We start from the raw sequence: 20,747 nt of genomic DNA, 5'->3' as shown, positions 1-20,747 counted from the left end.
GGTTTCTAATTCAATGGAATATTAAGTTTGGTGCTAACAATCTTAACTTCATTATCACTCATAGCATAGAGGTAGAGCTTATACCCTGAAGGATTTTCAGGAACATTTAATGTCATACTATTCCCCTCCCCTAGTTCTGTTACTTCAATAGGGGTACCATAGCCATCAATTTTTACCAGATTCCACTTAAACCTTAATTTTGCATCAGGCTTAGCTAAATGCCATTCGTTTGAAGTAAACACGAGGGCATTGTAGGTTACAAAGGTATTAGCAAATATTGTTACCGATGGCAACAATACCTTTATCATTGGTATTTTCGCCGGCAATTGGGCACCTGTCCATTGATTAGCTATCTGATAAAATTCAAACTTGTTTTTTCCTGAGTAATCCTTAAGACCATCAAATGTTACAAATTGATTGGTCATTTCATCTTGCCAATTGCTTATAAATAGACCAGCCTTATTGTCCTTATGCTTTAAAAACCCTGAGGTACTGATTCTGCTAAAGAAATAAGGCTCTTTAAAGTTCTTAATTTCTGCCATAGAAGTAGTATCTGAATATTGATCGGCAACCAAACCGAAGTAATCAATCCCAGGAATCCTGCTGTGGAGCATTGCTATATTACTTTTCAAACTATTGTTTACATATAGATCTACAGTAACTGGTCTGCTTGGATCTATTTTTTTAATCTCATTTATTAATTTACGCAACCAGTTGATGTATGCTTCACGAGGAGAAAACAAGTCGGGCATGTAATAATCCTGATCAAGTTTACGGAGTGGTGTATTGGCAATATTCCACAAAATAATATCTTTTCTACCCTTCAATTTAGCAACTGTATTTAACACTTTATCAGCAAAAGCATTTAAAGCTTTTATATCAGTTATAAAGTTACTATTATCTGGAAGCCAATAACTATAAGCTATTTTAAGTCCGTTATCACTAGCCGCATTTAATACATTTCGATCATATACACTTGGCCCAAAATATTTTATAGTATTAAAGCCAATACGTTTCATTTCCGAAAAATCTGCAACAATTTCTTTCTTTTTTAATGCATGATAATTTGTAGACCAGTTTTGTCCTTTGGCATAATTAATTCCCTTTATTTCAGCTAAAACCTCGGCATTTCTAACATTTACTGCATTTGAAGTACTGTCAACAGAAGTTTCCGTTACTATTGGCTGTTTTATCCAGCTGCGCTTTTTGTTATATTTTTTTACTGCCAGTCCTACTTTACTAAAGTCCTTAATTTTCCAATCCAAAGGTTTACCAAAAGCTGTATCAATCGTGTTTCTATCCAAATTGCTATTAAAGAACACAACAGCTTTAATTTCGGGAAACTTATTTCTAATACTTTTAAAAGCGCCTTGAAACCATTGGTCTTGTTTACCTTCGCCCGGTAATGATCCCATTTCCGCAAGCATAACAGGTAATCCAGTTTTAAAAACTGGATTTTTATGGAATGGTTGATAAAGCTGCTCCATACTATACCAGCTGTTACTGCCATTTTTGGTGCCATAGTTTAAATTAGTAACACCTATCCAATCAACATACTCCCTTCCTGGGAAATATGTCGAAACAGCATCTGGTTTCCACGGATTCCAAACCCATATTGCATTATAAACCCCATTATTAGCAAAGTAGTCATGAACATACTTCCAGCCTTCTTTAAACTCACCCGATGTATTCCCTCCTTTAGCAGACCACGGATATTGCGGATTGTCTGCTTCGTGGGCAAATCGAATAAAAACAGGGCGCTTAAGCGACTTTATTTGCTTAGAAAAAGTATTTAAATAATGATCATAGTCACCCTTAACAATACGTGAGAATACTTTTTCTTCCTTTTTACCTTCTTCAACATTTTTCACCTTATCAAACAAACTCTGCCATGGCTCCCAACTAATCATCGGAATAGCGTTTGACTTATAAATCGAATCAATAAGTCCACCAGGCAGGCTTGATTCAGCATGATCTCCCCAGGGGATATAAAGAGAAACTATTCCAAAACGTAATTTACTCTGATTTTCATATTGTTTAACAAGGTTTAAGTCTGTTAGCCCATTGCTGCTTTCAGGAGCAAATATCCCTGAAATCAATATATCTTTATTGTAATTATACGGAGGTGATTTTACATCATTGCTGGAATGGGTATTTACAAAATAGACTGCCCCACAAACAATAAGTGTAGTTATCATTAAGGCGGTACTTCTAACACCGCTATATATTTTTCTTCGAAGTTTCCAGAAGCGTGCTTTAAATTCCGAAACATAACTCATTACGGAATTCAGTACCGGCACTTTCCTCTTTAACTTCCTGAATTGACTTTGCCTGCTTGCCACTATTGTAAATGACAATATAACACAATTAAGCCCCGCAAATCCCGCCATTATTAAATTGTAAGGGTTCCAGTCCTTATACAATCCAAATATTATCGAGAAGAGAGAAATTGCAATTACAGCCAAATTCGGAACATTTAAACCCCAATTATTCTCGTCTCTTCCATCCTTTGGTGTCGGATTATATGGAACCTTTTTGCGTAAAATAGTATAGAATAAACCTATAATAAATATCCACCATGTTCCAATCATTAGCAACCCTCCAACAACATGGAACCCACGCTCCTCTTCTTCCATTACCCATCTTTGCACAAAATGCCTTATCAGGATTATCGACATCACCAATGGGAAACTTATTGTTATGAAATTGAAGAAAACGATATTTATCGGGCTGGTATTAAAAATCAAAGAGAATATTGGGATTAAAAAATTAATAAGGAAAATAACCCCCGATAAATAGTGCATTGGTATAATACCATAATGCAGCTTTTGCTGCCAGGTAAACTTCTTAAATAATTGCGGATAAGAAGTTACCAATAGTTCAAAAACACCCCTTGACCACTTTAATTGCTGACTATAATATGCAGATAAGGTACTTGGCACCAAGCCTCTTGCTAATACTGCGGGTACATACACTGATTTCCAGCCTTTTGCATGTAATTGCATTGCAGTGTGCATATCCTCTGCCAATCCGGCCGCATGCCCACCAATAGAATCCAATGCCGAACGTCTAAAAGTACAATTAGCTCCAATAGCAAGCACAGTCCCATACTTATTCATGGTCATCATTATCGGGCCATAAAATTGAAATGTCTGCTGGGCAGCTCCTTTAGCTATTAAACTTTGATCGTAGTTTTTATAAGATTGTACTATTTGCACAAATCCAACCTCAGGGTTATTAAAATGACTAACTATCGGATCCAAAAAATCAGGGAAAGGCACATGATCAGGATCCAATACCACACAAAGCTCAGCAGATGACTGCTGTAATGCATTATTGATATTCCCTGCCTTTGCGTTGATTTTTTTTATTCTGGTAACATGAATTACACCAAGTTCCTCACACAGCTTTCTTAAATAAGGATCATCAGCTTCATCACATAAAAAGGTATTATGAGGATATTTTATTGCTTTTATAGCGATTAACGTTTCGTTAATCATCTCATAGGGCTCCCCTGCACAAAAAGTAGTAAATATATCTACAGTATATTTCTTTTCCTCTTTAGGCGTTTCTGGTACAGTAATGTAAAAGTAATGTATCCATTCATGTACTATTTTGAGGCACATGAAAATTAGCGTTGCCATCAGCATCCAATACAATGGAATGCTTTCTGCATCCGTTAACAACAGTTCTCTAAGAAACAAAAACATGCAGAGCAACCCAATGAAAATCATTAGGCGCAAAGTGAAAGTCTGTTTTCTCGTCGGGTTAATTACTGGCTCTACTATCTTCATCTGTTTTTAATACGTAGAATGGTGTATTACATGTTGCCACATAACCTTTATCATCATATATTGTTGCAAATATCCTGTATGGACCATCCTTTAGAGGGGTATTAAAAATAACCTTCAAATCCTTAGTTTCTTCAATAAGTCCCTTTATAAGTAAAGGTTTTTTGATGTTATTTATATTATTGATTTTATACCAATCTTCAGGATAAATCTCCCATACAATTCTTTTAATCTTTGCATTGCTATTTAACATAAATACCTCTGCAGTACTTTTCTCGTTTGACCTTAAAAAGATATCATCCTTTGCTCCCTTACTATCAAGAAGCATATAATTTATTTGAGGAGCTGGACTTACCAGCGGTTTCCCTTTCCAAATCGCTTCGGCAGCATCTACTACTTCCGTTTTGTTTCCGGCCTCATCAAAAATACTAAACCAGGTATGTGTAGTTTCTTGTTTCTGCCCCCAGTAAAAAATAAATGAACCTAGCAATCTGTGATCATTTACAGGCATTTTATCTTTGTATCTTGCGTAATACTGCTCAGCCTTTTTTGTGCTTGTTTGCTCAATTTTTGCACCCCAGGCCGTTTCTGCAGTCCCATCCCATGGCCCATCAATTCCCCACTCTGTTAATAGATAAGGTCCCTTCCAAAACCATGAGAAATCTTTTAACTCCTGACTAAGAGATTCGATTTTTCCAAAAATATTGAAAGATATAATATCTACATTGGTACGCATTTTTAAGTTAAAGATAGTTTTACGCTGAAAGTTAATCATCGTAGTGGTAACAGGATGATCAGGATCATCGCGATGAATCATATCAACAATATTGTTAAATGCGCTATAGAATTTATTAAATGATGGCTTATGCGGAAAAACAAGCTCATTCCCAACACACCACATCAACACCGATGGGTTGTTTTTAACTCTATTCACTAACTTTTGTATAGCTTTAAACTGGCTGGCAACCTGTGCATCGTCATTATAAAAGTACATATGCTTGCTTTCCGGAATTGGCAAGCCAATTATCACAGCAACATTTGCCTCGTTTGCCTTTTTTAATACAGAATCAATATGAGTTGTATCCCATGTTTTGATCGTATTCCCCCCAAGCTCAGCCAATAGGTCTAAATGTTCAGAACCAGCTGCCCCCTTAATTTCAAAGGGTTTACCATTTCTAAATAACCTAAAATTCCCATCTTTCTGCTCGATAAAAACTTTACCAGATCGTTTAGATTGGTTGTCTGAGCAAGCATACAACGTACTTAAAAAGAGAAAAAAGAAGAAATATTTTCTTAAAGTTAAGAGCATCCCAAATATTATAACAGGCTAAATATAATAAATCCGCACAAACACTTAAAACTTTATTATCTTAAAGTAAAACATTATTTCAGTTCCGAATTGAATTTCCTTAGTGATTTCTCGCTTATACTCCAATCAGGTGCCTTTATATGACCCCATGCTTTTGGATTGTCGTATAAATTAAAATAACATGCACCAAAAATCTGCTTATTTTCATTAATTGTTTCAGCCGCATCAATTAACCATTTATCCTGGTATTTCTCTGATCCCTTTACACCGAACTCGGTTATAAATATTGGCTTATTGAAAAACCTCATTCTATAGCTTTTACGAGAAAATATAGCACTAAATGATTCCTGCATATTTTCATCAGTAATATTTTTATCAGGCAAGCCATATATTGCAATACTAATGTAATCAACCACATCATTACCAGGATACCAGTCTGCAGAACCTCTATCTCCTGCCGGCCCCCACACCCTTTTAATATTTTTAGGTTTCTCTTTCAGAAAGTTCATAAAATACCGGTAGGTATTTATATATACAACCGGATCCTGACTTTGCCATGAATAACGATGAATAGGTATTTCCATCTCATGCGCCCAACGTAAATAGACAGTTTGCTCAACACCAGAAATTACACTATAGAGTTTAGAAATCTCTTTATCATATTTCCCATTTAATGTATTCTGCAATACATTCGAATCAGCAATATTACTGGCATCTTTCCAGGGCTCCATGGTTAAAATAACATCATGCTTTCTGGCTATAACCTCATTAAATTTCTTTAAAAATTCGCCTCTTTGTATTTCGCCCCAGTCCACAAACAGGTGTTCAACATTTATATATGGTTCATGTATTAACCTTTTCATAGGGTCAAATACACCTAGTTCTAGATGTTTTCTAACATGATTGTTGATGAAAGGTTCCTTTGAATTTTCCTTCGAGTATACGGTGCTTTTATACAAGTTTCTTTCTACCTCAATCTTTTTAAGGAGAGAATCTGTTCTCTTAATGGTTCCCATCCCATCTGCCGACAATATCAAAACCGGTTTATCCATAAATCGGAGTCTGTGAAGCTTCAGTCTTAAATTATCAAAGTCAGATGAAGCCGAAGGATAAGCCTTTGATACATTTTCGCCACCACTTCCCATCACAACACTAATTAGATCTACATTATCCTTTCCCGGCCAGAATTCCGAATCACCCGGATAACCTGTAGGCGACCAAACAATTTTAGCCTTATTTGAAAGTTTTTTTAAGTATCCTGCAAAATGGTTAAATGCTTCAATATACTTTACAGGAGATTGATACTGCCACGGGTATTGAACTACCGGAACTTCCATTTCGGGGTTCCATCGTACAAAAACATTTCCTTTACTTTGATTAGCTAAATTTGCTAATGTTTTAATCTCCTCGTCGTATTTACCTTTCAAAACCTCATCAAGAACTGAGGCATTTTCGGTATTAAAACTTGGCCATGTTTCAATAGTGATCAGAATATTCTTATTTTCTGTTATTGCTTTTTGAAGAGCCTGCTTGTTAGAACTTAAGGAAAAGGATTTCCACTTTACCGAAACATGCTTAATGTTATTTATAACATCGGCCGGAACTTCTTTATTTTCATCATATACCCCAACTAATCTCTCATACGATCTATCTCTGAATTCATTAACAACCATAGTTCTGATTGTGGGTTTAAAATACAGAAAACTGCCAAAAAGTATAACCAATAATATTATAGCAGTAAAAAAGAAGATGCGTTTTTTTTGTTTCATTTTATTAAGCTGTATATCTAATCTAAATCTGAAGATGTAAATATAACCCTTAAAAATTAATGCCATAATAGCAGTAGAAATCTAAATTGATTTTTAGTATATTAGTTTATCAAACCACTTAAAATGACCTACAAAAAAACCATCACTTTATCTGTATTATTAAGTACAGTTGTTATGCTTAGTGCATTTATGCCCCAGGCCGACGAAAAACCAACAAATCTTAAGGTCCTCCCAAAAAATATAAGTCACGATCAACTTAAGGAAGTTATGGAGGGCTTTAAAACAGCTTTAGGCGTAAAATGCAACTTCTGCCATGCTGCAAGAAAAGACGACCCTAAAAAGCTTGATTTTGCCAGCGATGAAAAACACGAAAAGGAAATTGCCAGAAATATGATGCGCATGACAATGAAAATTAATAAAAAATATTTTCATCCAATTGGCAGCACAGATAAAGATGGAAAAGCCCTTATCGCCATTTCCTGCATTACTTGTCATAACGGAAAAGAACATCCGCAAACCAAGTAAAATAAATCAGTATTGATTAAAGAAGGATTTAAATTTCCTTCACAGCAACAGATTCTATCCAACCAATGTTTCCATTAGGCAATTCAACTTTAATCCAGTTGTCATCATTTTGCTTAATGGTAACTTTGGTTCCTTCATGGATAACAAACAAAGTCTTTCCTTTCTCATCAGGTCCACTTTTTACATTCACCGTGCCGTTAAATACAATAGCCTGAGTGCTATTATGCAGGTAGCTATTCTGTAAATTACCTATAAATACCGATAGCAATCCCAAAACAATTAAACATATCCCGGCATAAAATGCAGGCTTCTTAATTGTCATCAATTCAGCAAAAAGATATACAATCAGCAAGGTAAAGCCTAACAATAAAAGCACAACCGCAAATACAGATAAGGCTTGGACTGAAAAAAATAAGACAAATGATTTCCACCATTTTGCCAAAAAAAATTCCGGAACTGCGTCTATTTTATCTGCAATTTTTAAATTGGCGAGCTGAAGATTCAAACTGATTTCCTGATCGCCGGGTGTAAGTTTGTATGCTTTTTCGTAATAAAGAATAGCAGGTGCCATTTCCCCCATCTTATAATAGGCATTGCCAAGGTTAAAATATACATCAGCAGATTTGTACCCATCCTTCAATACTTCCTCATAAGATTGGGCTGCTTCTTTATATTGTGCCTTTGCATACTGACCGTTACCCTTTGCAAATAAAGTCTCTGGATTCTCCTTTGCACATAAAAATAACGGTGATATCACCAACAGTATAAAACTATAAAAAAAGTGTTTCAAACGATTATGCATTGTTTTCTATATCATTAATGATAGCCTTGGCTTTATCAAATACCTCTTGTTCAGATATACCGGTAATAGGTGCATATCTGGCCATTTCACACAAGTCAAGTGTTTCTGTCAATTGATCAATCAATGATTCATTAACAGCTCTTGCCTTAAGTTGACCTCTTATATTGTCTTTATTTAAATCCGCAGCCGAGATATTCAATTTATCACTTAAATAGCCATAAAGTCCTCTGTAAACATCCTCATAGAAAACTTTTTTATCACCACTAAGTAGCTGTTTCTGGGCATTGGCTAAATGTTTGGCAGCAACTTTATTTGCATTTCTACCCTTTACTTTTACAATGTCCCTATTATTTTCTCTATACCACTTCCTGTATCCAAATGCGGCTAAGAATAAAACAGGCCCTGTACAAAGAAGCGCATAGTATAAAGCCGATCCATAAAAACCCTCTCCATCCCTGGTCAATCCGGAGTTTCCAGTTCTAATGTAAGCAATATCCTTTGCCAGCATTTTAACATCTTGTTGCCCCCCTGCGGCATAGGCAGTAACATTCGATCCGGGGTCACCTTTAGCTACCTTAACAGCAAATGACCCTGTTGAAAGTGACACATATTTTCCTGTAGAAGGGTTAAAGTAAGAGAACTTTAACGGCTCAATAGTATAATTCCCTTCATGCCTTGGAATAAGCAGGTAGCTATATTCTCTGCTACCCGAAACCCCGGTCATGCTTTCATTGATATTATCATTTACCTTAGGGTCATACTTCTCAATATCGGCAGGCAGAGTTAACTCCGGTGCTTTCAACAGCTTTAAATTACCCGATCCTGTAATTTTAAGGGCATAGTTTAATGCCTCATTTGCCTTAACTGAAGTTTTATCCAAGTTAGCACCAATAGAGAAATTTCCAACAGCACCATTAAAACCCTCAGGTTTTCCGGCTTCCGGCAAAGGTTTCACGTTAATGGTAATTGGCGAACTTTTAATCTTATACTTCGTATCCTTATAAGATCCACCAAAAAACTGTTCAATAGGATCATTTGAAGGTGCAGCCTGCCTAACCACAAAAGTCATTGCCAGCGGATCAAGTGTAAGCTTACCAAAGCGCTCCGGAAACAGAATAATCTGTTTAAGGGTGGCAACATGATACTTTACACCATTATAGCTTTCAACCTCCCACTGTACATTGGGGTTATTGTTTTTTATCTCCTGACTCCAAAAACCATTAAAATCCGGCAATTTATCAAGTGCATTATCTACCAGATCAATATTGGTATACAGCTTGTAAGAAACTGAGAATTGTTCGCCTATATAAACATTGGTTTTATTAGCTACGGCCCTCAAAAATAAACGCTTTGAAATATCTGTACTATTCCCATCTGCAACCTGATCTCTTTGTGGTTGGGCTGCATTTCCCTGAGGTACCGCTCTTCCTTTTACTACTTTTACTTTAACAGCATTTGATTTGATCTGCTTACCATTAACTCCCACTACTGCAGGTCCAATAACAAATTCACCTTCTTTAACCGCAACCAGATCATAACTAACAGACATACTGGATGTTGTACTTCCATTAATAGAGGAATAACTTGATGACTGATTTGGTCCACCTACAACCTGAAAACCATTAAGCGCCGGCGGATTAAATGATTCTATATTTCCATTAACCGAAAAACTAATTTCAAATACCTCTCCTGTTCCTACCACGTTCTTACTTACTGTTGCAGTAACTTTTACATCCTGTGCACCTGGCTTTATTCCATTTGCAAATATGGTGCTTGTCCACAGCAGCAATAGCGACAATATATAGTAGTGTTTCATTTTCATTTTAGCGCAAAAATACTCAGTCTACCAATCTTTAACAATACGGCCTTTTACGCCTTTTGCTTTTTTGTTTTTCAGTTTATCCTGAGTGTTCTTTTCTTCATTCTTTAAGGCCTCAAGCATCCTTTCAGCATCTTCCTTCGATAATTTATCAGGTTGTGGCTGTTGTCCATCTTTCTGGTCCTTTTTGTCCTGATCCTGCTTGTCTTTATCCTTGTTCTGCTGATCTTTATTTTGCTGATCCTTGTTATCTTTATTTTGATCTTTGTCCTGGTCTTTTTTGTCCTTGTCCTTCTTATCCTGATCCTTTTTATTTTTGTCTTTATTTTTATCCTTATTCTTCTGTTGCTGTTGTTGTTTCAGCTTTTCCTGAGCATAAGCAAGATTGTATCTTGTCTCATCATCTTTAGGATTATTTATTAATGATTTTTTATAAGCTTCAATACTCTCTTCCAGCTTTTTAGATTCTAACAATGAATTACCCAGGTTATGGTAAGCTTTGGCCTTTACAGCCTTGTTATCTGAAGATGATGCAATATCTGTAAACTTCTGCGCAGCATTATCAAATTTCTTCTGCTTATACAAAGCATCACCAAGATTAAAATTTCCCTCTACAGAAGCTTTAGATTTATCAACCGATTCCCTGTAACTTGCCTCAGCCTCTGCATATTTCTTTTCCTGATACAATTGGTTCCCTTTATGAATATACTTCTTCTCCTTCTGTGCAAAAAGCAAAGAACCTTGTAATAATATAACTATGACGATGATAAACTGCTTCATTATTTTCTTACTTCAAACAAATTCAACTCACTTAATTTCAGGTTCTTCTTACTTGAGATAAAGAATTCTATAACCAATAATATCAGAGCAAACCCCAGGAAAAACTGGAACCTGTCTTCATAATTCTTAAACACTTTACTATCAAATGTCTTTTGCTCCATTTTGCCAATTTGATTCATCACAATTCCCAATCCGCTATTGGCATTCGAAGCCCTAACGTACACACCATTGCCAGCTTCAGAAATCTCCTTACACATTTGTTCATTTAGCTTGGTAATAACCGTCTGGCCATTCTCATCTTTTCTAAAACCTGTCGGATTACCATTCTGATAAATTGGAACCGGGGCACCTTCAACAGAACCAAGACCAATAACATGAATTGCCACATTTTTGTCGGTTGCTCTTTTTGCAGCAGCAATAGCATCATCCTCAAAATTCTCTCCGTCGGTCATTAATACCATTGCCTTACTTGTTCCGTTCACAAAATCAAAAGATTTCATTCCCATATCAATTGCAGCACCAATAGCAGTCCCTTGTGTCGGAACTATATCAGTACTAATGTTATTAAGAAACAACTTTGCAGCCGAATAGTCGGTTGTTATAGGCAATTGAACATAAGCCTCACCTGCAAAAATGATAATCCCTATCCTGTCGTTATGCAAATTATCAATCAACTGAGATATTGCTCTTTTAGCATTTTCAAGTCTGTTTGGCGAAAGATCTCCCGCAAGCATACTGTTAGACACATCAAGCAAAATCATCAAATCAGCGCCACTTTTTTTACCCTCTTCTACCTTAGTCCCAATCTGCGGATTGGCAGCTCCAATAACTAAAGATGCAAACGCAACAGTAAAAAAGATAAACTTTAACCCCGGTCTGGTAAATGAAACTTCCGGAATCATCTTCCTAACCGTAGCTTTATCTCCAAGACTGGCCAATGCCTTTCTTTTCCAACTGCGCACCAAAAAAAAGACCAGTATAAACAATGGAATGGCAGCTAGCCCCCATAAAAACGCTATGTGTTCAAAACGTAACATATCTTAAGTTAAAGCTCCTCTAAACAATGTATTTCTTAATCCAAACTCAACCAGCAAAAGAGCCAGTGCAATTAGCGCAAAGGGCAAAAAGCGCTCTGTTTTCTTATGATATTGCGTAACAGCTATCTTTGCCTTTTCCAGTTGATCTATTTGCTGATAAATTTCCTTTAGCTTGTCGTTATTTGTAGCCCGGAAGTACTTACCTCCCGTAATTTTCGCGATGCTCGAAAGTGTTCCCTCATCAATTGTTACCGGAACTTGCTGGTATTGAACTCCAAAAGGGGTCTTTACCGGATAAGGTGCATATCCTTTAGTACCTACTCCAACGGTATAAACCCGCACATTCATTTGTTTGGCAATCTCTGCAGCAGTAACCGGAGGAATTGAACCACCGGTATTAGACCCATCTGTAAGTAAAATGATCACCTTACTTTTTGCCTCACTATCTTTTAGGCGGTTAACTGCCGTGGCAAGCCCCATTCCTATTGCAGTACCATCTTCAATCATTCCATTATTAATACCTTTAAACAAGTTAATTAATACATCATGATCAATTGTAAGCGGGCATTGCGTAAAACTTTCGCCACTAAACACCACAAGACCAATCCTGTCATCTGGTCTGTCTTTTATAAAATCAATGGCAATATTCTTTCCTGCCTCCAGCCTGTTTGGCTTTAAATCTTCCGAAAGCATACTTCCCGAAATATCAGTAGCTATCACTATATCTATCCCCTCGGTTGTTGAATTTTGCCAACTCAATGCACTCTGAGGTCTTGCCAAACCAATAATTACCGCAATAAGGGCCAATGATTTCAGTACAATACTATAATGTCTCAAAACACCATAGCCACTTTTCTTAACGCCCATAAACGCCTTAACAGACGACACCCGCATGGTACCCTGAAACTTCTTGTTGCGCCAAATGTACCAGCCAACCATTAAAGGCACCAGCAGTAATAACCAGAAAAAACCTGGATTGGCAAATTCGATTCCACTAAACAGTTTCATTTTGCGCTCTATTTTCTGGTAATTGATTAATCTGTTTAGTATCTGTCACAAAACCTATGGCATTCTCCATGCTTTGTTCGTTTTCCGGGTTTAATGGTTTTCCCTTAGCAAACTTCACAAGATCGGCCAGCATTAATATCTGACGCAGCTTACTCCTGTTTTGATCAGTAATTTCCATACCCCTTAAACTTGCAAAAATCTCTTCTGATGTTTGCTCAAGTGCTTTAATATGATAGCGTTTTTCCAGGTATTCTCTCAAAATATCAGTAAGTTCAATATGGTATTGTTTAACTTCTTCCTGCTCCCATAATTTTTTATCTCTTAAGGCAGCAAGCTTTTTTAAAGCAGTTACATCTGCAGGTACCAAGGGCTTAACCTCTTGCTTAACCGGCTTATTTTTGCTTTTCTTCCATAGATAAAAGATCAGTCCGGCAATCAGTAAAATTGCAACTAACGAAATCACAACCCACAGCCAATGATCCCTTAACCAATCTAAAAATGAATATTTTACAGCAAGCGGCTGTTTAATATCATAAATTGCCTTTGTAGTATCAACAGCAACCGCAGTAACCTGTAATGGTAATGGATCTGTTTTAAAACTTTGTGCATTCACTTGCAGTGAGAAGGCCGGAATGGTCTGCAATCCTGCATCAAAAGAAGTGATGGTATATTGACGACTAATCGTAACTACCTTTGGGTTGGTTTTATCAGCTATAGTATCTGTTTTTCCTACCTCTACAATCTGTATTTTAGAAGAAATGGTGTCTGCCAAAGCAGGAAAACCAACTTTATCGTTTACCGGCATCTGGGCACTTAAGCGCAAAATAGTCTGGTCTCCCAAAACAATGGTCGACTTATCCAGTCTGGCTTCTACCTTTATATCCTGAGCATTGCTTTTATAAGTAAAACAAGCCAGGCATAACATTAAACACCAGCTAAAATTAAAATAATGCTTCATATCCCTACCTTCTGGCTTCGCGTTTTTTAAATAATGTCATTAATGGTTTAATATATGACTGATGAGTACCTATTTTCGTAAAATCTACTCCCGATCTCTTAAAAAGATCTTCTAACCGCCCATTTCTCTCCAATGCCGCTACTTTGTAAGCATGCCTAACCCGCTTATCTCCTGTATTTACCCACTCATACTCGCCCGTTTCTTCATCCCTAACAGGGATAAGCCCCAGGTTCGGAAATTCTTCTTCGTGCAAATCATATAACCTCAGGGCAATAAGATCGTGTTTTCTATTGGCAATTTTAAGCTCATTCTCAAAAGAATTACTCATAAAATCCGAGATCAGGAACGAAGTACATCTTTTGTTAATCGCACTGGTAAAGTATCTTAAAGCTTCAGCTACATTTGTACCCCTGTTCTGAGGTTTAAAATCTATCAGCTCCCTAATGATCATCAAAATGTGGCTTCTCCCTTTTTTAGGAGGGATGAATTTTTCAACTTTATCACTAAAAAACAATACACCTACCTTATCATTGTTCTGAATGGCCGAAAATGCCAGCACGGCACATACCTCCGTAGCCAGCTCTTGTTTTTGTTGAGTTTGCGTCCCAAAATTCTTAGAACCGCTCACATCCACCAGTAACATCACTGTCATTTCCCTTTCTTCATCAAACACCTTTACATAAGGGTGATTAAAGCGGGCAGTAACATTCCAGTCAATGGTACGTATCTCATCACCCATCTGGTATTCCCGAACTTCACTAAAGGCCATACCACGACCTTTAAATGCCGACTGGTATTCTCCTGAAAAGATCTGATTACTTAATCCACGGGTTTTAATTTCAATCTTTCTTACTTTCTTTAAGAGATCTTTGGTATCCATAAGCTATGGTACTTCTACTGCATTCAATATTCCGGTAATGATGGCTTCTGTATTAATATCCTCTGCCTCGGCCTCATAAGTTAAGCCTATTCTGTGTCTTAAAACATCATGGCAAACAGCTCTTACGTCTTCCGGAATTACATATCCCCTTCTTTTTATAAAAGCATAAGCTTTTGAAGCTAAGGCCAGATTTATACTTGCCCTTGGCGAAGCTCCAAAACTAATCAGGTTTTTATAATCTGCCAGTTTATATTGATCAGGGTAGCGCGTAGCAAAAACAATATCAATAATGTACTGCTCAATTTTTTCATCCATATATACCTCTCTCACTACCTTTCTTGCCCTGATAATATCATCAGGATGAAGGATAGCTTTAGGCTTAGCCATTCCCTGAGGCGCTATATTAGCTCTCATAATTAGCTTTTCATCTTCCTTTTTAGGATACCCGATCACTACCTTAAGCATAAACCTATCAACCTGCGCTTCCGGTAATGGATACGTTCCTTCTTGTTCTATCGGATTCTGTGTTGCTAAAACAAGAAAAGGTTTAGGCAGTTCAAAAGTATTGTCTCCAATAGTTACCTGGCGCTCCTGCATGGCCTCTAACAAAGCACTCTGTACTTTTGCCGGTGCCCGGTTAATCTCATCAGCAAGAATGAAATTAGAGAACAAAGGACCTTTTCTAACAATAAATTCTTCTTTCTTCTGATTATAGATCATCGTACCCAGTAAATCGGCAGGTAATAGATCTGGTGTAAACTGGATTCTGCTGAAGCCTGCATCAATAGTTTTAGATAAGGTATTGATGGCAAGTGTTTTTGCCAGTCCCGGTACACCTTCTAACAAGATATGCCCATCTGCAAGCAAGCCAATCATTAAGCGCTCTACCATATATCTCTGCCCAACTATCACTTTATCCATCTCCATAAAAAGCAGATCAATAAATGCGCTTTCCTTTTGTATCATTTCGTTCAGTGCGCGGATATCGGTTCCATACGCCAAACTTTCAGTGGTATTATTTACTTCTTCCATTTAACCATTTATTTTCGCTGCGAAAATTAGACAAACCTACACCCTTTCGCAAATCCACAGGGCTCTGTTTAATGTTAAAATATGTTAAAAATCACATTTTTGCCTTCGGCAACTTCAAATTACTCACCTTCTGAGCAGTTTTATTTCAATGCCCTGTAGCGTTTTCCTGTTATCTCCCGTTTCTATTTTGCACGCTAGTTTAGATTTCGGGGATAGATCTTAGGACCTATCTCCGATTCTTTTTTATATTTACCAAAAAAATATCATATGCTAGCTCATCACGTTTTATTCTGGCTTAAAGCCGACACCACCGACGAACAAAAAGTTGCTTTCAGAAAAAGTCTGGAAACCCTTAACGGTGTAGAATCTGTTAAATCACTACATATCGGCACACCTGCACCCATTGAACGCGCAGTTGTTGATACCACTTATACCTTTTCACTTAGCATCCTCTTTGAAGATCTTGCCGGACACGATGTATATCAGGTACACCACCTGCACACCGCATTCTTAGATGAATTCCGTAGCCTTTTCGAAAAAGTAATTATATACGACGCACACTAGTTCGTTCGTCATTCTGAATTTATTTCAGAATCCCGCTTAAGCAGGTCTAAGTATAGCACGTGAGGGATTCTGAAATAAATTCAGAATGACGAAATCTGCCAGGAACATAACAAGTGCCTTACCTCACCTCAACACCAATCATATTGCTGTTCCTGCCACCTAAAAAGGGTTCGGTTCTTAAAGACAAAATCATCTTATACTTACCTGCTTCAGCAGGTGCCTGTATTACACCTTCTATTTCTATAGATTCTCCAGGGCCAATATGAACATTCTCTAAATCAGCTACAATGGGCTTAAATTCGCTAAGATCACCATCCTTTTTAAACCCATACTCTAAATAACACTTCCAGGTTTCACCTGTATTACCTAATGATATTGCTTCGTTATAAGGATTGGTTATTTTCAACTTCAAAGTCTCAGCAGCACCACTTTTCCAGTCTGCAGGAGCTACAACAGGATTCACAGAAACCTTCTGATACATCCTTACCTTATCTATCCACAATCCATAAAACACACCCTTACTCGTATTAATTGTATCTTGTTTAACCTTATTGCCATGGCTATCAGGTATTACAAAATAAGCCCTTTTATTTCTAAGGCTATCCTCTAAAGGCCATATGTCATATTGGTTTTTCCTGTAATATCTCGAATCGTAACTAAAGCCTTTAGTGCTCCGGTTGTAATAATTATACCTCGATGGAGTTTGAAACGAATTATAAAAAATCACCGGATAGTCACCTGCTTTTTCATGTATTTGTTTGGCCCATTTCTCTGTTCCAAAATAATAAGCTATAACATTTACCTTCATCAAAGCATTAATAGGAAAAATAAGTATCAGCCTCACCAACACAATTAAGGCAATATTTACAATCGCTAATTTCTCAAACCATTTAGGAACAGGCTTTCTTGCCATAACAATGTAGGCCAGAATAAACAGACACAACATGCCAGGCAATGTCCAATGTGCCTCAACCCTTCCTTTTAAGGTGCTAAATAAGAAGAATATAAATATTCCATAAAAATTAAATTTTATGGCTTTTATAAAGCTGTCCGAAGATTTTAAAATCACTGCCGATCTGTACAAAAACCAACCTATAAGAGGTCCCGCAAGGGCAAGCTGCGCAAGCAAATATTCAGAGGTAAAGCTAGACTTATAAAAGGCCGCAGAACGATCTATCACATGATAGTAAAACGATGGATAATTATTATGAACCTGCCATAATATATGTGGCAGATAGGCAACTATTGAAATGACTACAATAAACCAAAAAGAGGGTCTTTTTAATAGTTTCAGATTAGACAATATGGTAAAAAACAAAACCAGTATACCATGATACTTGCTATACAGTAAACAAGCTATAACCAGGGCCAATATTAAAGCCCATTTAATCTTATTCTCAGCCTCATAACGCTGATACACATAAAAAAACAGTACCGTAAAAAAGAACAGAGGAGAATCGGGAGTAGTTATAAAGCCATAAACATGAAAAAGCACTATTCCTGAAAACAACAGGATAAACAGCTTAATATTTTGCGCATACTGGCTTACAATTTTCCATAAAAGGTAAACCGATAAGGTACTTGTAATAACAGTAAACAGTCTTAAACCCAATGTTGAGGGCAGCAATGCATCTCCTATTTTAATAAACAGAGCCACCATTGGTGGGTGATCAAAATACCCCCAGTCAAGGAATCTGGAATAAACCCAATAATAAGCCTCATCAGCATGAACCTCAACAAAACCTGCCTGAATAATATTAAGTGCAGTCCATATAACCAGAAATAAAAGCAATATCTGTTCAGAACTTTTCTTTGTTTGCAGCATTGGTTGTAATATTGTTTATCCGGTAAAAGTGTAAAGATAGTTAGCAAAAAAGTTCCACAGTGAAACTATTACAATTGCACAAGCCTTGGCAACATAAAAATTCCATTTCAATCTGTCGTTCAACAGATAAATAATCATGTTACTTAAGGCAAGGCCAGCTAAAGAAATCACAAAAAACTTACCAAACTGAATTAGCGTGGCAGGATTATGATTATCAAAAGTCCAGTATCTGTTAAGTGTGTAGTTTGTACCTGTGGCTACTATAAAACCCAATGAATTGGAAATGTATTTATGGATTTTGAGCTTTTCTTTACAAAAATAGGTAATACTAAAATCAACAATAAGGCCCGAAAAACCCACCACCCCGAATTTTAAAAACTTGAAAAAGAAAGCATTATTAAATTCAATGGCTGCTATTGATGTCATATTGTAGCTTTTTGCAGAAACAAACATAATAATCTGTAATCGAAAAGCCTGTAATAAATAACTAATTAAGGTTAAATTTATCATTATTGATTTTTACAACATTCGATGTAAAAACGATTCCTACTATTAAAATACCGATAACAATAGCCAATGCAACCTGCAGTGTTGAGTATAATTTACTTCCCGAAACCATAAAAGCCGTGTCTTTAATTAGCTCCTCACCAACCTGGGTCTGGATTCTCATTAGCTCAGATAATTTCTGAATTGTTCCTTTTGATGAAGCCCTTCCCTCCTGATCATAAAGCTTTCGCGCACTTGCTATATCTTTTTTATCGGCAAATGCCATAATCTGATTTTCAATTTTCCCCGTACTTTCCAAACCATCCTTTAAAACAATCAGCTTTTCTTTTTCCTGCTTAACAAGAAAAGTTTTCTCATACTTTTTAATTAAAGAATCTATCGCTTTGTTATAATAAGCCAGCTGCGCTTTAAAAGTAGCCGGATTAAAAGATTGCTCATAAGCAGCATGTAAAAAATCCTCAATCATAGATTTCTTTGCATAAGCATTCTCTGCAACGTAAAACAAGTCGGTAGCAGGAATAAGGCGGTCGTTATACATTGATACAAACGACTCATTCATGCTTTTTACACTTTTATCTTCTAAAAACCTGATCAATATAGTACAAGCCATTATACAGAATAACAGCATTGCAATTTTCATTTTTTGTTTAATAGAGTAAGCAAATCTCATAACAGTAGTTTCAGGTTAGCATTTAAAATTGCTCTTCGGCAGCAGAAGCAAATAGGTTTTGTGCAAAATTTACTAAAAATAATTCTTTTTTTGCCCGTGTTACCCCAGTATAAAGCCATCTTAAAAAATCCATATCAATCATTTCATCAGTTAAATAGCCCTGATCAACAAATACAGCATCCCATTGCCCACCCTGAGCCTTATGGCAGGTTACCGCATAAGCAAACTTAATTTGAAGCGCATTATAATACGGATCATCTTTAATTGCATTAAAACGCTCTTTCTTATTGGTAAGATGAGCATAATCAACATTCAAACCTTCAAAAAGCTTATTACTTTGTTCATAAGAAAGGTTTGGAGTTTCGGCAGTAAGTGTATCAAGCATAACTTTGCAGGTAACTTCGCCAGCCTCCGGAAAATCAAGAAATTCCAGCTGTACTTCGCAAAAGCGGAAACCATAACGCTCTTCAATACCCCTTACCCTGCGTATTCTTGCCATGTCTCCATTCGCAATAAACGCCGCCGATTCGTTGTCGGGCAACCAGAAATAGTTATTCCTAACCACCATAATCTGGTCTCCACCTGTCAGCTCCTCTTCTCTGTACAACAGCCTGGCCCTGATTTGCTGATTGTAAACATTAGCAGATTTATTAGACCTGCAAACAACAAGCGAATTCTCTATCCCGAACTTATTATAAGCATACTCCAGCCCCTCAACCAGCTTTACGCCAGTCATTCTAAAAATATCCTTATAGTTTTTAGTAATAAACTTTGGCAGTTCAACCTTATCCGTTTCGTTGTCAGCATTAATCAATTGCCTAAGCATGGTAGCATTAGCTAATATTCCTGATTTTTTTTCCTGGCGAACTACCTCTTTCAGCTCTACAGCGGTTACCCGCATCCCAAAATTTGAAGCAACATATTCCTTATTTAAAGCCGGACTATCTATACTTCCAACCGGAGGCAGCTGTGCCGTATCACCTACAAAAACAACTGCGCAATTTTTACCGTTGTATACAAACTCCATCAGATCCTTTAAAAAAGATGAACCCGTTTGCGTGTTCCATTCGTCGGCAATCATAGAAGCCTCATCAATAATAAACAATGTATGTTCGGCCAGGTTTGGCGCCAACTGGAACGACATATCTGTAGATACAGCAGTTCTTTTTCTATAGATTTTTTTATGGATGGTTAATGCCTTTCGGCCGGTATAATTGCTCATCACCTTTGCGGCCCTTCCTGTCGGCGCCAACAATACAGAACGCAAAGTAAACTTAGATAATGCTTTTACCAGTGCCGCTACCGATGTAGTTTTACCGGTACCGGCATAGCCCCTCAGTATAAAACACTGATTATCCAATTGCCTCGATAAAAAGGAGGCCATTTCACTGCAAAAAGTAAACTGTTCTGCTGTCGGAGTAAATTGATAAGACTGGGCAATAAGGGACGCTTTATCCATTTAACAAATATG

The 20,747-nt window shown here is 36.9% G+C and carries 17 protein-coding genes; 2 read left to right on the top strand and 15 right to left on the bottom strand.

Annotation, left to right across the window (positions count from 1 at the left end; translation table 11 throughout):
* Positions 1-5 precede the first annotated feature (5 nt).
* The 3 genes from CPT03_RS02125 to CPT03_RS02115 all read right to left on the bottom strand — a co-directional run bounded on the left by CPT03_RS02125 (position 6) and on the right by CPT03_RS02115 (position 6,869).
* On the bottom strand, positions 6-3,794 hold the full coding sequence (locus tag CPT03_RS02125; protein ID WP_099437297.1) for a glycosyltransferase family 2 protein: 3,789 nt from the start codon (positions 3,792-3,794) through the stop codon (positions 6-8).
* Positions 3,769-5,100 (bottom strand): glycoside hydrolase family 2 TIM barrel-domain containing protein, encoded by a 1,332-nt coding sequence (locus tag CPT03_RS02120; RefSeq protein WP_157766319.1) that lies wholly within the window; start codon positions 5,098-5,100, stop codon positions 3,769-3,771. Before CPT03_RS02120 ends, CPT03_RS02125 begins: the two co-directional genes overlap by 26 nt.
* Positions 5,101-5,174: 74 nt before the next feature.
* On the bottom strand, positions 5,175-6,869 hold the full coding sequence (locus tag CPT03_RS02115; protein ID WP_157766318.1) for a glycoside hydrolase family 26 protein: 1,695 nt from the start codon (positions 6,867-6,869) through the stop codon (positions 5,175-5,177).
* 123 nt (positions 6,870-6,992) lie between these two features.
* On the opposite strand from CPT03_RS02115, the gene CPT03_RS02110 reads away from it, so the two are divergent.
* Complete coding sequence (locus tag CPT03_RS02110) at positions 6,993-7,394, top strand: c-type cytochrome (protein ID WP_099437295.1); 402 nt, start codon at positions 6,993-6,995, stop codon at positions 7,392-7,394.
* A gap of 28 nt (positions 7,395-7,422) precedes the next feature.
* Here CPT03_RS02110 and CPT03_RS02105 read toward each other — a convergent pair whose 3' ends face one another.
* Genes CPT03_RS02105 through CPT03_RS02070 form a run of 8 tightly spaced genes read right to left on the bottom strand, consistent with a single transcriptional unit; the run spans position 7,423 to position 15,644 of the window.
* Positions 7,423-8,151, bottom strand: coding sequence for a tetratricopeptide repeat protein (locus CPT03_RS02105; RefSeq protein ID WP_245869950.1), 729 nt, complete (start codon positions 8,149-8,151; stop codon positions 7,423-7,425).
* Between the two features lie 37 nt (positions 8,152-8,188).
* The gene (locus CPT03_RS02100; protein ID WP_245869949.1) at positions 8,189-10,012 is read right to left on the bottom strand and encodes a BatD family protein; all 1,824 of its coding nucleotides are present in this window, start codon (positions 10,010-10,012) and stop codon (positions 8,189-8,191) included.
* Positions 10,013-10,039: 27 nt separating this feature from the next.
* Complete coding sequence (locus tag CPT03_RS02095; protein WP_099437292.1) at positions 10,040-10,795, bottom strand: tetratricopeptide repeat protein; 756 nt, start codon at positions 10,793-10,795, stop codon at positions 10,040-10,042.
* On the bottom strand, positions 10,795-11,832 hold the full coding sequence (locus CPT03_RS02090; protein ID WP_099437291.1) for a vWA domain-containing protein: 1,038 nt from the start codon (positions 11,830-11,832) through the stop codon (positions 10,795-10,797). Before CPT03_RS02090 ends, CPT03_RS02095 begins: the two co-directional genes overlap by 1 nt.
* 3 nt (positions 11,833-11,835) lie before the next feature.
* Positions 11,836-12,840, bottom strand: a complete 1,005-nt coding sequence (locus tag CPT03_RS02085; protein ID WP_216641588.1) for a vWA domain-containing protein — start codon at positions 12,838-12,840, stop codon at positions 11,836-11,838.
* The gene (locus tag CPT03_RS02080; RefSeq protein ID WP_099437290.1) at positions 12,827-13,798 is read right to left on the bottom strand and encodes a BatD family protein; all 972 of its coding nucleotides are present in this window, start codon (positions 13,796-13,798) and stop codon (positions 12,827-12,829) included. The genes CPT03_RS02085 and CPT03_RS02080 overlap by 14 nt, the downstream gene beginning before the upstream one ends.
* A gap of 4 nt (positions 13,799-13,802) precedes the next feature.
* Entirely contained in the window at positions 13,803-14,678 is an 876-nt protein-coding gene (locus tag CPT03_RS02075) for a DUF58 domain-containing protein (protein WP_099437289.1), read from the bottom strand.
* 3 nt (positions 14,679-14,681) lie between these two features.
* Entirely contained in the window at positions 14,682-15,644 is a 963-nt protein-coding gene (locus CPT03_RS02070; RefSeq protein ID WP_410522624.1) for an AAA family ATPase, read from the bottom strand.
* A gap of 333 nt (positions 15,645-15,977) precedes the next feature.
* Between CPT03_RS02070 and CPT03_RS02065 the strand changes: the two genes are divergently transcribed.
* On the top strand, positions 15,978-16,274 hold the full coding sequence (locus CPT03_RS02065; protein WP_099437288.1) for a Dabb family protein: 297 nt from the start codon (positions 15,978-15,980) through the stop codon (positions 16,272-16,274).
* Between the two features lie 118 nt (positions 16,275-16,392).
* Here CPT03_RS02065 and CPT03_RS02060 read toward each other — a convergent pair whose 3' ends face one another.
* The 4 genes from CPT03_RS02060 to CPT03_RS02045 all read right to left on the bottom strand — a co-directional run bounded on the left by CPT03_RS02060 (position 16,393) and on the right by CPT03_RS02045 (position 20,735).
* Complete coding sequence (locus tag CPT03_RS02060) at positions 16,393-18,099, bottom strand: ArnT family glycosyltransferase (protein WP_099437287.1); 1,707 nt, start codon at positions 18,097-18,099, stop codon at positions 16,393-16,395.
* 15 nt (positions 18,100-18,114) lie between these two features.
* On the bottom strand, positions 18,115-18,525 hold the full coding sequence (locus tag CPT03_RS02055; RefSeq protein ID WP_099440976.1) for a GtrA family protein: 411 nt from the start codon (positions 18,523-18,525) through the stop codon (positions 18,115-18,117).
* 61 nt (positions 18,526-18,586) lie between these two features.
* Positions 18,587-19,276 (bottom strand): MCP four helix bundle domain-containing protein, encoded by a 690-nt coding sequence (locus CPT03_RS02050; RefSeq protein WP_099437286.1) that lies wholly within the window; start codon positions 19,274-19,276, stop codon positions 18,587-18,589.
* A gap of 22 nt (positions 19,277-19,298) precedes the next feature.
* Entirely contained in the window at positions 19,299-20,735 is a 1,437-nt protein-coding gene (locus CPT03_RS02045; RefSeq protein WP_099437285.1) for an ATP-dependent RecD-like DNA helicase, read from the bottom strand.
* Between the last annotated feature and the right edge of the window lie 12 nt (positions 20,736-20,747).

It is taken from the genome of Pedobacter ginsengisoli, assembly GCF_002736205.1.
Lineage (GTDB): Bacteria > Bacteroidota > Bacteroidia > Sphingobacteriales > Sphingobacteriaceae > Pedobacter > Pedobacter ginsengisoli_A.
This window is presented reverse-complemented; position numbering and strand designations above follow the sequence as displayed.